Genomic DNA, 13,191 nt, shown 5'->3' on the forward strand with positions numbered 1-13,191 from the left:
GTTTGCAGGTCCCAGTTTGCAGACACCCCCTGCAAACTGACCCGAAACCCAGTCGTATCAAGGGTTTCAGAGCGATTTCCAGTTTGCACGCAGACCCCCTCTCCCTACGGGAGAGAAGAGCCCCGGAGGGTGGCTCTTCATCCCGGGGAGGAGGGTGAGCTGGCCTCGGCCTGCCTGACGGTGCTCTGCCTCGACCTCGGTACCCACACCGGCTGGGCGCTGCGCTCGACCGATGCGCTCATCACCAGCGGGACGGCGGTGTTCAAACACGACCGCTATCAGGGCGGTGGCATGCGCTTCCTGCGGTTCAAGCATTGGCTCGACACGATGCTGGCGACGGTGACCCGGATCGACGCCATCTACTTCGAGGAGGTCCGGCGGCACCTCGGGGTCGATGCCGCTCACGCCTACGGTGGCTTCCTGGCTCATCTCTCGGCCTGGTGCGAGCAGCACGACATCGCCTACGAGGGTGTGCCGGTCGGCACCATCAAGCGCCATATCACCGGCAAGGGCAATGCAGGCAAGGCGCAAGTCATCCAAGCGGTGCGCCAACGCGGCCACCACCCCACTGACGACAACGAGGCCGATGCCCTGGCGCTGCTGCACTGGGTGATCGACACCCGGCTTGGGGGTGCAGCATGAGCGTGCCCAATCCACGCTACCGCTGTCCCCTGGGACGACTGCAGCCCAACCGCTCCGATCCCGAGGCGACCAAGCGCGAAGGTTGGCGCGAGCAGGGCATCCTGGTGATCTCGCCCGACGACGATCGGCTCGACTGGGTCGAACGGGAGTTGGTGCAGCGCATCGGCGAGCGGCTGTATGGTCGCAGGCAGGCACGCCATGGCTGAGTGGACCATCGAGCAGGTAGCCGAGCGTTTCAACGAGGCCGCCCAGACCGCCCATCGGTTGCCGGCCGTGCGCGTTCAGGGTTATTTCAACACCTGGCCGGCCATCCTGCGTCAGCCGTGGGAGACCTTTGCGGGCGAGGATGGAGAGTATCGCCTGCCACCGGATCCAACGGCCATCGACCGCATGGAGGAGACCATGGGCTGGGTGTTGTGGCTTGGGGAGGAAGACCGCCACCTGGTGTGGATGCGCGCGGACGGCTACCGCTGGCGTGATATCTGCCGCCGCTTTGGCTGCGACCGGACTACGGCCTGGCGGCGATGGCAGCGGGCGCTGCTCACGGTGGCGATGCAATTGAATGCCACATCCAAACCGATCAAGGCGAGTGAGATTGCGTGAAGTAAAGTGTTGTCGCAGACCATCACAAAGCCGTGCGTATTCGTGCGTAATCTGACCGCTTTGCAGGGTGCAACACTTTCGCCGGTTTTGCGTTAGGATTGCACTATCATCGCGAGAGAAGTCTATGTGAAGGCTGCGGATAGTTCCGTGGCCTTCGGCGTTTCTGGGCCTCCCACGTCTGCCGAACGCTACGGGTCCTTCCCGGCCAAAAAAGCCCTGCGGGGGGCGGAGGCGCGGCATTTCGCTAGCGTTGCCCGAGAAAACCGGGTTCGCAGGTTCGCGGTTCGCACTTTCATCCCAAGGACATCGAATGCAATCGACCTCGATCGAATCGGTGGAGCACTGGCCGCTCCAGCGCCTGATCCCCTATGCGCGCAACGCGCGCACCCATGACGAGGGGCAGGTGGCGCAGATCGCCGGTTCGATTGCCGAGTTCGGTTTCGTCAATCCCATCCTGGTGGGCGATGATAATGTCATCATCGCCGGCCATGGGCGCCTGCTGGCCGCGCAACAGCTGGGCCTCGAGCAAGTTCCGGTGATCGTACTCGCTCATCTGACCGAGGCGCAGTGCCGCGCGCTGGTGATCGCCGACAACAAGATCGCCGAGAATGCCGGCTGGAACGAGGAGTTGCTGCAACTGGAGCTGGCGGAGTTGCAGGAGCTGGGCTTCGATCTTGACCTCATCGGTTTCAGCGACGAGGAACTCGATGCCTTGCTGAAGGGAGAAGCGGAGCCGGGTCTGACCGAGGATGACGCGGTACCCGAGGTGGAGGCGCAGGCGGTGAGCCGCACCGGTGATCTCTGGATCCTGGGCGGCCATCGGCTGCTCTGTGGTGATGCCACCAACCCGGATGACATGGCCCGACTCATGGACGGCCAGCTTGCCGACATGGTCTTCACCGATCCGCCCTACAATGTGGACTACGGCAACTCGGCTAAGGACAAGCTGCGCGGCAAGGACCGCCGCATCCTGAACGATAATCTCGGCGAAGGCTTTTACGGCTTTCTGCGGGCATCACTTGCCAACCTGCTCGAGGTGACCAAGGGCGCGTGCTACATCGCCATGTCGTCCAGCGAGCTGGACACGCTCCAGCAGGCCTTTCGCGACGCCGGTGGCAAGTGGTCCACCTTCATCATCTGGGCCAAGAACACCTTCACCCTGGGGCGCGCCGATTATCAGCGCCAGTATGAGCCCATCCTCTACGGCTGGCGCGAAGGCGCCGACCACTTCTGGTGTGGCGCCCGCGACCAGGGGGATGTCTGGTTCTTCAACAAGCCAGCCAAGAACGACCTGCACCCCACCATGAAACCGGTGGAACTGGTCGAACGCGCAGTGCGCAATTCCAGCAAGAGCCGGGACATCGTGTTGGATCCCTTCGGCGGTTCGGGCAGCACCCTGATCGCCTGCGAGAAGAGTGGCCGCCAGGCGCGCCTGATGGAACTGGATCCCAGATACGCCGATGTGATCATCCGGCGCTGGCAGGAGTACACCGGTGTCGAGGCCGTACTGGATGAATCCGGTGAGACCTTCGATGCGACTTCTGTCGAGAGACTAAATACTGAAGAACAAGAAGCCCAAGCGCCTGATGAGGCACTTGAGCCAGTGCAGGGGTGAGGATCAGGCGATCCGATAGCGCCGCGGTTCGCCCTCGGCCTTTTCAGAGGTCAAGGTCAGCCCCAGCCGCTTCTTGAGCGCGTTGGTCATGGTGCCGCGCACGGTGTGGGGCAGCCAGCCGGTTTCCGCCACGATCTCCTCGATGCTGGCCCCCTTAGGGCGGCGCAGGAGTTCGATCATCCGCGCCTGCTTGGTGCCGGATCGTAGCGTTGGCTTATCCGTTTTGGGCGGCTTGCCGATGGCTTCATGGCCGGCGGTGCTGATGCGGTAGACGCCGCGCTTGAACTCGACCAGGCCGCGCTTGACCAGGCCATCGATGACCCGCTGGCGGATGCCGGCATTCACGTTGGGCGGCAAGGGTTCGATGTCGTGGCTGGGGCGTCCGGCGGCGGCGTGAAGGATGCGTTCTTGCGTGGCGGTCAGTTTCATGGTGTGGGTTCTCCTATCGGGGTTCATTCGGCGTATTCGTCTTCACCGAAGGCGAAGGCGGTGATCTCTTTGAGTTGCTCGGCGATGTGGCCCAGGGTGCCGACATCCGCCCAGTTCACCTTGTCGGGCGCTGTGTCGAAATGGTCGTCGCTGAGGGCCTGGAGCCGAGCCAGCATGGCGTCGATCTCGGCTTTCCGGGCGATGAAGGTGTCGAGGGCGGTGGGTTTCTTGCTCATGGCCGTGCTCCTCATGCGATGTTGATCTCGATGCCGTTGTCGAGGGTTAACCCGCTGCAGGCGGGTTCTTGCTCGATGTAGGCGATAGCCTTGAGCAGGCTCGGGCTCTGGATCTGCCCGCGAGGCAGGGTCATGGGCTGTTCGCCCGGGAAGGTGATCGTGTAGGTGGGTTCAGGTTGGGTTGCGTTCATCTGCGTGTCTCCGTTTGTGCTTGACCGTGGTGACATGAACGCTTCCTTCGGCGAACTAATCAACTCATTTCTGCTTATTTTTCAGATAATTATCGTTTTATTAAACAAAGAGATACGGGCATGGGGATTTCCATTCGGGCTTATGGTCGCCAGCGTGGCGTCTCCGATGCCGCCGTGCGTAAGGCGATCAAGGCGGGCCGCATCACGCCCGCGCCGGACGGGACCATCGACCCGGCCAAGGCCGATGCCCAGTGGGCGGCCAATACCGATACATCGCAGCAACGAAAGGCCCAGGCCCAACGGGCGGTGCCGGTGGAGGCGGTCAACACGGTGCGCGAGGCGACCGGCGAGGCGGCGCTGCCGTCCGGCGGCACGACGTTGTTGCAGGCGCGGACCGCCAACGAGGTGCTGAAGGCACAGACCGCCAAGGTGCGGCTCGCGCGTCTCAAGGGCGAGTTGGTCGATCGCGCCAAGGCGCTGGCCCACGTGTTCAAATTGGCGCGGGCCGAGCGTGATGCCTGGCTCAACTGGCCCGCGCGCGTCTCGAGTCAGATGGCGGCGGAGTTGGGTGTGGATGCGCACGCCCTACACGTCCTGCTCGAGCGCGAGGTGCGCCGCCATCTCGACGAGCTCGGTGACGTGGCGCCGCGGGTGGATTGACATGCGCCGTGTTCGAGTATGACGGTGTACAGGAGATCGAACGCGCCTGGCGCGAGGGACTGACACCTGATCCGCCGCTGACCGTGTCCGAGTGGGCGGATCAATACCGGATGCTCTCGTCGAAGTCGGCCTCGGAGCCGGGCCGCTGGTCTACCCGGCGCACGCCTTATCTCAAAGCCATCATGGATTGCCTTTCGCCGGCGTCACCCGCCGAACGGGTGGTGTTCATGAAAGGCGCGCAGGTGGGCGGCACCGAATGCGGCAACAACTGGATCGGCTTCTGCATCCACCTCGCGCCCGGGCCGATGATGGCGGTCTCGCCCACGGTGGAGATGGCCAAGCGCAACTCCAAGCAGCGCATCGATCCGCTCATCGAGGAATCGCCGGCGCTGTCCGAGCGTATTTCGCCGTCACGCTCGCGCGATGCCGGCAATACGGTGCTGGCCAAGGAGTTCCGCGGCGGGGTTCTGGTGATGACCGGTGCCAACAGCGCGGTGGGGCTGCGTTCCATGCCGGTGCGCTACCTGTTTCTCGACGAGGTGGACGGCTATCCGGCCGACGTGGAAGGCGAGGGCGATGCGATCCAATTGGCCGAGGCGCGCACGCGCACCTTTGCGCGGCGCAAGATCCTGATCGTATCCACCCCGACCGTGGCGGGTGCGAGTCCCATCGAACGTGAGTTCGAGGCCAGCGATCAGCGTCGCTACTTCGTGCCCTGTCCGCATTGCGGTCACCCGCAGTGGTTGCGATTCGAGCAGCTGCGCTGGCAGTGGGGCGAGCCGCACACGGCCCGCTATGTGTGCGAGGCCTGCGAGGCCGAGATCGCCGAGCAGCACAAGACCCGCATGCTCGAGCAGGGCGAGTGGCGCGCGACCGTGCCGGGGAACGCCGGCAAGACGGTGGGCTTTCATCTCTCGTCGCTTTACAGCCCCCTGGGCTGGCGCTCGTGGGCCGACATCGCGGCGGCCTGGGAGCAGGCACAGGGTTCGGCCACCCGGCTCAAGGCATTCAAGAACACCGAGCTCGGCGAGACCTGGGTGGAGGAGGGCGAGGCGCCCGATTGGGAACGCCTGCTGGAGCGGCGCGAGGATTATCCGATCGGCACCGTGCCCGCCGGTGGCCTGTTGCTGGTCGGCGGCGCGGACGTGCAGAAGGATCGCATCGAGGCCTCGATCTGGGCCTTCGGCCGGGGCAAGAGCGCTTGGCTCGTCGAGCACCGTGTGCTGATGGGCGATACCGCGCGCGAGGCCGTGTGGCGCAGTCTTGCTGAACTTCTCGCGGAGACCTGGACCCATGCCAGTGGCGCGCAACTGCCGCTCGCCCGGTTCGCACTCGATACCGGTTTCGCCACGCAGGAGGCCTACGCCTTCGTGCGTGCGGTGCGCGATGCGCGGGTGATGGCGGTGAAGGGTGTGCCGCGCGGTGCCGCACTGGTCGGCACGCCCTCGGCGGTCGATGTCACCATCGGCGGCAAGCGGCTGCGCCGCGGCGTGAAGGTGTTTGCGGTCGCGGGCGGCATCGCCAAGCTCGAACTCTACAACAACCTGCGCAAGGGCCTGGAGCTGAGCGAGGACGGAGAGATCCGGTATCCCGCCGGCTTCGTGCACCTGCCCAAGGTGGATGCCGAGTACCTACAGCAGCTCTGTGCCGAGCAGTTGGTGACCCGGCGCAACCGCAACGGCTTCCCGGTGCGCGAGTGGCAGAAACTGCGTGAGCGCAACGAGGCGCTGGACTGCTATGTGTATGCCCGCGCCGCGGCGGCGGCCAGTGGACTGGACCGCTTCGAGGACCGCCACTGGGTGAAGCTCGAGAAGCAACTGGGCATCGCCGCACCACCGGATCCCGATGTGCCGATTGATACCGCAACTGACGCCCCCGAGACCGGGGGCGTCGTCGTTTCCGGCCGCCGCACGCGCGGCAGGGCCGTGGTCAAGAGTCGATGGATGAGCTGATATGAATGTGATCGAAGGTGTTTTTCGCAGCCCGAATACCGGCCTCGATGAACGTTATGTGCTGGTGTGCGATGCCGAGGGGCGACTGATCACCACGGTCAGTAATCGGCCGGTCGATGTCTTCGATGTCGGCGCCCTGCCGATCAACGAGAACTTTACCTCGCCGGCGATCGACTTCGGCGACGGTCATCCCTATGCGCTGCTCATCGTCCGCAAGGCCGGTCTCGCGTCGGCCGGCGAGAATCTCACGATCGAGACGTCGGTGGATGGATATCGCTGGTTGCCGGCAGCGGGGATCGGCTTCATCAACGGTCCCGCGTATTACCAGACGGGTGTGGGCGCCGCCAACATCCTTCTCAAGGGGCACCCCACCGGACGCTTTGCCCGCGTCGTGTACAACAACGGCGGCACGGCGCAGACCGATCTGATGATCGAGTTCGCGGCCTTGGTGACGGGCGCCTGACGGTGGCCTATACCACTGCGGATCGCGAGGTGCTCGAGCGCGCCTTGGCCCGGGGCGAGCGGCGCGTCACCTTCGGTGACAAGACCGTGGAGTACCGCTCGGTGGACGAGCTGCGCGCGGCCTTGCGTGACATCGATGCGGCACTGGCCCGCCAGGCGGGCCAATCACGGGTGCGGCAGATCCGGGTCACTACGAGCAAGGGGCTGTGATGGGCTTCTGGTCCCGTCTCAAGCTCGCCTGCGGCGCGACTCCAACCTACGACGGTGTGGGCTTCGGGCGCCGGGCGTTGGCCTGGATGCCGGGCAACCCCGGTGCGGTGGCCGCATTGCTCACCACGCAGACGGAGTTGCGCGCCAAGAGCCGTGACCTGGTGCGCCGCAATGCCTGGGCGGCCGCCGGTATTGAGGCCTTCGTGGCCAATGCCATCGGCACCGGTATCAAGCCGCAGTCCCTGGTCGAGGACCCGAGCCTGCGCGAATCGATCCAGGCCCTGTGGCGCGACTGGACCGACGAGGCCGACGCGCAGGGGCTCACCGACTTCTACGGCCAGCAGGCCCTGGCCTGCCGCGCCATGCTCGAAGGCGGGGAAGCGCTGCTGCGGCTGCGCTACCGGCGCGCGGACGACGGGCTGCCGGTGGCGATGCAGATCCAGGTACTGGAGCCCGAGCACCTGCCGGTGACGCTCAACACGGTGGCCGACAACGGCAACGTCATTCGCTCCGGCATCGAATTCGACCGGCTGGGGCGGCGGGTGGCTTATCACCTGTACCGCGCGCATCCCGAGGACGGCCTGCTCGCGCCCATGTCCGGTGCGGGCGGCATGGAGACGGTCCGCGTGCCGGCCGCCGAGGTCGTGCACCTGTTCCGGCCCTTGCGACCCGGTCAGATCCGCGGCGAGCCCTGGCTCGCCCGGGCGCTGGTGAAGCTCAACGAGCTGGACCAGTACGACGACGCCGAGCTGGTGCGCAAGAAGACCGCCGCCATGTTCGCCGGCTTCGTCACCCGCGATCATCCGGAGGACGCCCTGATGGGCGAGGGCCCGGCCGATGCCGCGGGCGTGGCCTTGGCCGGCCTCGAGCCGGGCACCTTGCAGATCCTCGAACCGGGCGAGGACGTGAAGTTTTCGCAGCCGGCGGATGTGGGCGGTTCGTATGCCGAGTTCATGCGCCAGCAGTTCCGGGCGGTGGCCGCCGCGATGGGTGTCACTTACGAGCAGCTGACCGGCGACCTCACCCAGGTGAACTACTCCTCGATCCGGGCGGGGCTGCTGGAGTTCCGCCGCCGCTGCGAGGCGATCCAGCACGGCGTCATCGTCCACCAGCTGTGTCGCCCGGTGTGGCGCGCCTGGATGACCCAAGCCGTGCTCGAGGGACAACTTCGGCTTCCCGGCTTCGCGCGGGACGGCGCACGCCGCCGCGAGTATCTGGCCTGCAAATGGATCCCGCAGGGCTGGCAGTGGGTCGATCCGCAGAAAGAGTTCAACGCCATGCTCACCGCGATCCGGGCTGGGCTCTTGTCGCGCTCGGAGGCGGTGTCTTCCTTCGGCTACGACGCCGAGGACGTGGATCGGGAGATCGCCACCGACAACCGGCGCGCCGATGAACTCGGCCTCGTGTTCGAGTCCGACCCGCGCCACGACCGTAACTCATCTACGGCGACACGCGAGCCCGCGTCGTCGCAAGACCGTAAGGCACCCTGACATGCAGCTCGTACACTTGGCGTCCCGCATCGTCGGGACGCCGCTTCTCATTGCGCGTCCGAAACTGGACGTGATCCTGTCCGTCCTCGGTCCGCGCATCGGCCTGCCGGATGTGGAAGCGGCCAGTGCGGCCGTGATGACGCAGAGGGCAATGAGCCCGGCGCCGGCCGGCATTGCCGTGATCCCGATCCACGGCACCCTGGTACGTCGCACGCTGGGGTTGGAGGCGGCCTCCGGGCTCACCAGTTACGGCGAGATCCGCGCGCAGATCGACACCGCACTCGCCGATCCCGGGATCAAGGGCATCCTGCTCGACGTGGATTCCCCCGGCGGCGAGGCGGGCGGCGTGTTCGAACTCGCCGAACGCATCCGGGAGGCTTCCGCGGTGAAACCGGTCTGGGCGGTGGCCTCCGACTCGGCCTTCTCGGCAGCCTACGCCATCGCCTGCGCCGCCTCGCACCTCGCGGTCACGCGCACCGGCGGGGTCGGCTCGATCGGCGTCATCGCCATGCACGTCGACCAGTCGGTCCGCGATGCCCAGCAGGGCTATCGCTACACGGCGATCACCGCCGGCAAACACAAGAACGACTTCTCTCCCCACGAGCCGCTCGACCCGCAGGCCGCCGAGAGCCTGCAGGCGGAGGTGGATCGCCTCTATGGGATGTTCGTCGGGCACGTGGCCGCGATGCGCGGGCTCGAAGCCGACGCCGTGCGCGCCACCGAGGCCGGACTCTTCTTCGGCGAGCAGACGCTCACCGCGGGTCTCGCCGATGCCGTGGCGAGCCGCGACCAGTTGCTCGAGATCTTCGCAACCTTCTTGAACCCGCAGGGCCGTTCGCGGAACCCGGCCCCGCAGACGCGACCCGGTTCCGCGCCCATGACACAGGAGAACGACATGACGGAATCCCCTGATCCGACCCTCGAAGCCTCCGAGGCGGAGCCCGATCCGATCGGCACCGAGACGGAGACCGCCGCCGAGGAAAGACCCACTCCGACCCCTGCGGCGGACCGGCATGAGGTCGTGGCCATCGCCGAGCTGTGCCAGCTTGGCGGCTGCCCGGAACGCACTGCCGAATTTCTCGCCGCAGGACTTTCGGAAGCCGACGTCCGCCGCACGCTGCTCGCCGTCCGGGCCGAAAGCCCGGCGCCCGAGATCAGCTCGGCGATCCACCCGGATGCCCACGCGGCCCAGCGCGCATCCGCCGAACACAACCCGCTGATCAAGGCGGTCAAGCACCTGACCGGGAAGGAGTAAGCCATGCCCAGCCTCGCTGAACCGATGAACCTGGGTGACCTCCTCAAGTACGAGGCGCCCAACCTGTACTCGCGCGACCAAGCCGTGGTCGCCGCCGGTGAAAACCTTGCCCTCGGCAGCGTCGTTGGCCGTGAGACGGCCAGCGGCAACCTGAAGGTGCTGGATTCGGCCGCCACCGACGGCACCGAGGTGCCAGCGGGTGTCCTGATTGAGGACGTGGATGCGACCGCCGCCGACGCCCCTTCGGTGATCATCGCGCGCCACGCCATCGTCGCCCGCCATGCGCTGGTCTGGCCTGCCGGCATCACGGCCGCGCAGCAGTCCGCCGCTATCGCCGCACTCGAGATGCGCGGCATCCTCGTTCGTGAAGGAGTCTGACCATGCAGAACCCGTTTGCCAATCCCGCCTTTTCGATGACGTCCTTGACCGCCGCCATCAACCTGATCCCCAACCGCTACGGGCGGCTGGAGTCGCTGGGACTGTTCCCGATCAAGCCGGTGCGCACCCGCCAGGTGGTAGTGGAAGAGATGCACGGTGTGTTGAACCTGCTGCCGACCCTGCCGCCGGGTTCGCCCGGTACCGTGGGCAAGCGCGGCAAGCGCACCATGCGTGCGTTCATCGTGCCGCACATCCCGCACGACGACGTGGTGCTGCCCGAGGAGGTCCAGGGCATTCGCAGCTTCGGCCAGGAGACCGAAACCGAGAGCGTAGCCGGCGTGCTCGCCCGTCACCTCGATACCATGCGCAACAAGCACGCCATCACCCTGGAGCACCTGCGTATGGGTGCGCTGAAGGGTGAGATCCTCGACGCCGACGCCACGCCGCTGGTCAATCTCTATACCGAGTTCGGCATCACCCCCAAGAGCGTGAACTTCGCGCTCGGCACCGCCAACACCAACGTCAAGAGCAAGTGCGCCGAGGTGCTGCGCCATATCGAGGACAATCTGCTGGGTGAGTACTCGACCGGTGTGCACTGCCTGTGCTCGCCGGAGTTCTTCGACGCGCTGACTGGGCACAGCAAGGTCGAGGAGGCCTATAAGAACTGGCAGCAGGGCGCGGTGCTCATCAATGACATGCGCCGCGGTTTCAGCTTCGGTGGCATCACCTTCGAGGAGTACCGCGGCCAGGCGAGCGACGCGAACGGAACCACCCGGCGCTTCATCGCGGCGGGCGAGGCGCACTGCTTCCCGCTCGGCACCATCGATACCTTCGCCACCTACGCCGCACCGGCCGATTTCAACGAGACGGTCAACACCTTAGGGTTGCCGCTCTACGCCAAGCAGGAGCCGCGCAAGTTCGATCGCGGCACCGACCTGCACACGCAGAGCAATCCCCTGCCCATGTGCCACCGGCCTGGGGTACTGGTGAAGCTGACGGCATCCTGATGATGCAGGTAACGGATCTCTACGAGGCCGCCGACCGCGCCGGCCTGCTCACGCAGGTGGTGGTCGGCGCGGTCACGGTGCCGTGCGTCTTCAGTGCACCGGACGAGTTGGCACTCGATGGGCTGGCCCTGAACCGCGACTACCACCTCGAGTATCCGAGCGCCTGGCTCACGCTTGCCGCCGACGACACGGTGGAGATCGCGGGCAGTCCGTATCGGGTCCGCGAGGTGCGGCAGCTGCGTGACGGCTCCGAGATGCAGGCCAGGCTGACCCGGCTATGACGGCCTCCCTCCGCGAACGCCTGGTGCAGGCAGTCGTGGCACGGCTCGATGCCGCGATCGCGCCGACCCCTGTGCATCGCCAACCCACGGAACCCATCCCTCGTGAGGCGAGCCCCGCGCTGCTGATCTTCATCGAAGGCGATCAGGTCCTCGCGCACGCGAACGATCGAGTCGACCGCGCCTTGACGCTGCGACTCGTCGCGCTCGCGCGCGGTGACGACGCCTTCGACGTGGCCGATCAGCTGATCGTTACCGCGCACGGCGCGCTGATGGCGGACCCGAGCATCACCGGCTTGTCGCTGGGCGTTCAGGAACTCGACTGCGAGTGGGATGCGGACGATGCCGATGCCGGCGCCCTGGCCGTGCCCGCCCGTTACGAGATCCGTTACCGAACCCGTGTTCATGACATCACCCAAGCAGGATAGAGACCCATGCGCATTGCACTGTTGCAGCCCCACACCCATGCCGGCAGGCACCACGCCCCCGGCGACACCCTCGAACTGGACGAGCAGACCGCCCGCTGGCTGATCGACCTCAAAGTGGCGAAGCCCCTGGAGGACTCGCCCAAGACCCCAACGCGTAAAGGAGACTGAACATGGCCTATTTTTCCGGACAGGGGCGCGTCTATATCGGCGCCCGTGACGCGGCCGGCAACCCGCAAGGGTTGAGCTACGTGGGCAACGTGCCCGAACTGAAGGTGTCGCTGTCGGTGGAAACCCTGGAGCACCAGGAATCCACCAGTGGTCAGCGCCTGACCGATCTGCAGCTCATCAAGACCAAGAAGGGCGAGTTCGCCTGTACCCTGGAGGAACTCATCGCCACCAACCTGTCGCTGGCGTTGTATGGCGCCACCACCGATCAGGGCAGCGGCACCGTGACCGCCGAGGCGCTGCCGAATCCGGTGACCCCCGGCAGCCTCTACCTGTTGAACTATCAGAATGTCTCCACGGTGGTGGTGAAAGACTCGAGCGCCACACCGCAGACCCTGCCGGCGACGCAGTATTCGGTCAATGAGAAGCACGGTTCCATCAGCATTCTGGACGCCACCACCGGCGGTCCCTACGTCGAGCCCTTCACGGTGGACTATGCCTACGCCACGGCCCAGGTGACCGCCATGTTCACCCAGCCGTTGCCTGAGCGCTGGGTACGCTTCGAAGGACTCAACACCGCCGACAGCAACCGCGAGGTGGTGATCGATTTGTACCGCGTGGCCATCAACCCGGCCAAGGAACTCTCGGTCATCACCGACGAGCTGCTGAAGTTCGAGTTGTCCGGCCAGGTGCTGGCCGACACGCTCAAGCCCGCCGCCGGCAGCCTGGGTCAGTTCGGCCGCATCGTATTGCTGTGAGGACGGACATGAACGACCTGGAAACATTGCTACCCCAGCCGACCGTGCTGGAGATCGACGGCGCGCGGCTCGAGATCACGCCGCTTCGTCTCGGTGAACTGCCGGCCATGCTCAAGGCCGTGAGGCCCTTTGCCGGGCAACTGGTCGAGGAGCCCGATTGGCTGTCGCTGTTGGCGGAGCAGGGCGAGGACCTGCTCGAGGCCCTCTGTATCGCCTGCCGTCGGTCGCGCGAGTGGGTGGATGCGCTCGCCCTGGACGATGCGCTGAAACTCGCCGCCGCGGTGTTCGAGGTGAACGCGGATTTTTTCGTTCAGAAGGTGGTGCCGAACGTCACCGAGCTGGCGGCAAGGATCGGCCAACGGCTGGATGGGTCGACGCCGCCCACCGGCTCGTCCGCGCCGGCCACCGCCTCGACGACATCCTGAACTACAC

At 66.0% G+C, this 13,191-nt stretch carries 20 protein-coding genes; 17 read left to right on the plus strand and 3 right to left on the minus strand.

Annotated elements, in window-relative coordinates; translation table 11 throughout:
- Positions 1-129 precede the first annotated feature (129 nt).
- The 4 genes from COW1_RS00990 (at position 130) to COW1_RS01005 (ending at position 2,860) form a co-directional block, all read left to right on the plus strand.
- On the plus strand, positions 130-642 hold the full coding sequence (locus COW1_RS00990) for a crossover junction endodeoxyribonuclease RuvC (RefSeq protein ID WP_242466466.1): 513 nt from the start codon (positions 130-132) through the stop codon (positions 640-642).
- Positions 639-848: a hypothetical protein gene (locus COW1_RS00995; protein ID WP_201345145.1), complete on the plus strand. Its 210-nt coding sequence runs from the start codon at positions 639-641 to the stop codon at positions 846-848. The genes COW1_RS00990 and COW1_RS00995 overlap by 4 nt, the downstream gene beginning before the upstream one ends.
- The gene (locus tag COW1_RS01000; protein WP_201345146.1) at positions 841-1,245 is read left to right on the plus strand and encodes a DUF6362 family protein; all 405 of its coding nucleotides are present in this window, start codon (positions 841-843) and stop codon (positions 1,243-1,245) included. Before COW1_RS00995 ends, COW1_RS01000 begins: the two co-directional genes overlap by 8 nt.
- 310 nt (positions 1,246-1,555) lie before the next feature.
- Positions 1,556-2,860, plus strand: a complete 1,305-nt coding sequence (locus COW1_RS01005) for a site-specific DNA-methyltransferase (protein ID WP_201345147.1) — start codon at positions 1,556-1,558, stop codon at positions 2,858-2,860.
- Between the two features lie 3 nt (positions 2,861-2,863).
- Here the strand turns inward: COW1_RS01005 and COW1_RS01010 are convergent, their stop codons facing one another.
- The 3 genes from COW1_RS01010 to COW1_RS01020 are packed head-to-tail and all read right to left on the minus strand — an operon-like array spanning position 2,864 to position 3,716.
- Complete coding sequence (locus COW1_RS01010; protein WP_201345148.1) at positions 2,864-3,289, minus strand: DUF3489 domain-containing protein; 426 nt, start codon at positions 3,287-3,289, stop codon at positions 2,864-2,866.
- A 23-nt stretch (positions 3,290-3,312) separates the two neighbouring features.
- Positions 3,313-3,525 carry a hypothetical protein gene (locus COW1_RS01015; RefSeq protein WP_201345149.1) on the minus strand — a complete coding sequence of 71 codons (213 nt, stop codon included), beginning with the start codon at positions 3,523-3,525 and terminating at the stop codon, positions 3,313-3,315.
- Between the two features lie 11 nt (positions 3,526-3,536).
- Positions 3,537-3,716, minus strand: coding sequence for a hypothetical protein (locus tag COW1_RS01020; RefSeq protein WP_201345150.1), 180 nt, complete (start codon positions 3,714-3,716; stop codon positions 3,537-3,539).
- Between the two features lie 120 nt (positions 3,717-3,836).
- On the opposite strand from COW1_RS01020, the gene COW1_RS01025 reads away from it, so the two are divergent.
- From COW1_RS01025 to COW1_RS01085, 13 genes are read left to right on the plus strand one after another with little or no spacing between them, the layout of a single operon-like run.
- Positions 3,837-4,376, plus strand: coding sequence for an elements of external origin (locus COW1_RS01025; protein WP_201345151.1), 540 nt, complete (start codon positions 3,837-3,839; stop codon positions 4,374-4,376).
- Positions 4,377-4,384: 8 nt separating this feature from the next.
- The gene (locus COW1_RS01030; RefSeq protein ID WP_201345152.1) at positions 4,385-6,328 is read left to right on the plus strand and encodes a phage terminase large subunit family protein; all 1,944 of its coding nucleotides are present in this window, start codon (positions 4,385-4,387) and stop codon (positions 6,326-6,328) included.
- Between the two features lies 1 nt (position 6,329).
- Entirely contained in the window at positions 6,330-6,791 is a 462-nt protein-coding gene (locus COW1_RS01035; RefSeq protein ID WP_201345153.1) for a hypothetical protein, read from the plus strand.
- 2 nt (positions 6,792-6,793) lie between these two features.
- Entirely contained in the window at positions 6,794-7,000 is a 207-nt protein-coding gene (locus COW1_RS01040) for a phage head-tail joining protein (RefSeq protein ID WP_201345154.1), read from the plus strand.
- The gene (locus COW1_RS01045) at positions 7,000-8,490 is read left to right on the plus strand and encodes a phage portal protein (RefSeq protein ID WP_242466526.1); all 1,491 of its coding nucleotides are present in this window, start codon (positions 7,000-7,002) and stop codon (positions 8,488-8,490) included. Before COW1_RS01040 ends, COW1_RS01045 begins: the two co-directional genes overlap by 1 nt.
- 1 nt (position 8,491) lies before the next feature.
- Positions 8,492-9,745 carry a S49 family peptidase gene (locus tag COW1_RS01050; RefSeq protein WP_201345156.1) on the plus strand — a complete coding sequence of 418 codons (1,254 nt, stop codon included), beginning with the start codon at positions 8,492-8,494 and terminating at the stop codon, positions 9,743-9,745.
- 3 nt (positions 9,746-9,748) lie between these two features.
- The gene (locus COW1_RS01055) at positions 9,749-10,123 is read left to right on the plus strand and encodes a head decoration protein (protein ID WP_201345157.1); all 375 of its coding nucleotides are present in this window, start codon (positions 9,749-9,751) and stop codon (positions 10,121-10,123) included.
- A gap of 2 nt (positions 10,124-10,125) precedes the next feature.
- Positions 10,126-11,130, plus strand: coding sequence for a major capsid protein (locus tag COW1_RS01060; RefSeq protein ID WP_201345158.1), 1,005 nt, complete (start codon positions 10,126-10,128; stop codon positions 11,128-11,130).
- A gap of 2 nt (positions 11,131-11,132) precedes the next feature.
- On the plus strand, positions 11,133-11,411 hold the full coding sequence (locus COW1_RS01065; RefSeq protein WP_201345988.1) for a hypothetical protein: 279 nt from the start codon (positions 11,133-11,135) through the stop codon (positions 11,409-11,411).
- Complete coding sequence (locus COW1_RS01070; RefSeq protein ID WP_201345159.1) at positions 11,408-11,836, plus strand: hypothetical protein; 429 nt, start codon at positions 11,408-11,410, stop codon at positions 11,834-11,836. The genes COW1_RS01065 and COW1_RS01070 overlap by 4 nt, the downstream gene beginning before the upstream one ends.
- Before the next feature lie 6 nt (positions 11,837-11,842).
- Positions 11,843-12,004 carry a hypothetical protein gene (locus tag COW1_RS01075; RefSeq protein ID WP_201345160.1) on the plus strand — a complete coding sequence of 54 codons (162 nt, stop codon included), beginning with the start codon at positions 11,843-11,845 and terminating at the stop codon, positions 12,002-12,004.
- A gap of 2 nt (positions 12,005-12,006) precedes the next feature.
- A complete protein-coding gene (locus tag COW1_RS01080; RefSeq protein WP_201345161.1) occupies positions 12,007-12,759 on the plus strand; it encodes a hypothetical protein in 753 nt (250 codons plus the stop codon).
- 8 nt (positions 12,760-12,767) lie between these two features.
- On the plus strand, positions 12,768-13,184 hold the full coding sequence (locus tag COW1_RS01085) for a DUF6631 family protein (protein ID WP_201345162.1): 417 nt from the start codon (positions 12,768-12,770) through the stop codon (positions 13,182-13,184).
- The last annotated feature ends 7 nt before the right edge of the window (positions 13,185-13,191 follow it).

It is taken from the genome of Thiohalobacter sp. COW1 (genome assembly GCF_016629505.1).
In the GTDB taxonomy this organism is placed as follows: Bacteria; Pseudomonadota; Gammaproteobacteria; order Thiohalobacterales; family Thiohalobacteraceae; genus Thiohalobacter; species Thiohalobacter thiocyanaticus_A.

Bases quoted from the DNA above. Each gene is read 5' to 3' on its own strand.
- COW1_RS00995 (WP_201345145.1), top strand. From the start codon at position 639: ATGAGCGTGCCCAATCCACGCTACCGCTGTCCCCTGGGACGACTGCAG.
- COW1_RS01000 (WP_201345146.1), top strand. From the start codon at position 841: ATGGCTGAGTGGACCATCGAGCAGGTAGCCGAGCGTTTCAACGAGGCC.
- COW1_RS01005 (WP_201345147.1), top strand. From the start codon at position 1,556: ATGCAATCGACCTCGATCGAATCGGTGGAGCACTGGCCGCTCCAGCGC.
- COW1_RS01010 (WP_201345148.1), bottom strand. From the start codon at position 3,289: ATGAAACTGACCGCCACGCAAGAACGCATCCTTCACGCCGCCGCCGGA.
- COW1_RS01015 (WP_201345149.1), bottom strand. From the start codon at position 3,525: ATGAGCAAGAAACCCACCGCCCTCGACACCTTCATCGCCCGGAAAGCC.
- COW1_RS01020 (WP_201345150.1), bottom strand. From the start codon at position 3,716: ATGAACGCAACCCAACCTGAACCCACCTACACGATCACCTTCCCGGGC.
- COW1_RS01025 (WP_201345151.1), top strand. From the start codon at position 3,837: ATGGGGATTTCCATTCGGGCTTATGGTCGCCAGCGTGGCGTCTCCGAT.
- COW1_RS01035 (WP_201345153.1), top strand. From the start codon at position 6,330: ATGAATGTGATCGAAGGTGTTTTTCGCAGCCCGAATACCGGCCTCGAT.
- COW1_RS01045 (WP_242466526.1), top strand. From the start codon at position 7,000: ATGGGCTTCTGGTCCCGTCTCAAGCTCGCCTGCGGCGCGACTCCAACC.
- COW1_RS01050 (WP_201345156.1), top strand. From the start codon at position 8,492: ATGCAGCTCGTACACTTGGCGTCCCGCATCGTCGGGACGCCGCTTCTC.
- COW1_RS01055 (WP_201345157.1), top strand. From the start codon at position 9,749: ATGCCCAGCCTCGCTGAACCGATGAACCTGGGTGACCTCCTCAAGTAC.
- COW1_RS01060 (WP_201345158.1), top strand. From the start codon at position 10,126: ATGCAGAACCCGTTTGCCAATCCCGCCTTTTCGATGACGTCCTTGACC.
- COW1_RS01065 (WP_201345988.1), top strand. From the start codon at position 11,133: ATGCAGGTAACGGATCTCTACGAGGCCGCCGACCGCGCCGGCCTGCTC.
- COW1_RS01070 (WP_201345159.1), top strand. From the start codon at position 11,408: ATGACGGCCTCCCTCCGCGAACGCCTGGTGCAGGCAGTCGTGGCACGG.
- COW1_RS01075 (WP_201345160.1), top strand. From the start codon at position 11,843: ATGCGCATTGCACTGTTGCAGCCCCACACCCATGCCGGCAGGCACCAC.
- COW1_RS01080 (WP_201345161.1), top strand. From the start codon at position 12,007: ATGGCCTATTTTTCCGGACAGGGGCGCGTCTATATCGGCGCCCGTGAC.
- COW1_RS01085 (WP_201345162.1), top strand. From the start codon at position 12,768: ATGAACGACCTGGAAACATTGCTACCCCAGCCGACCGTGCTGGAGATC.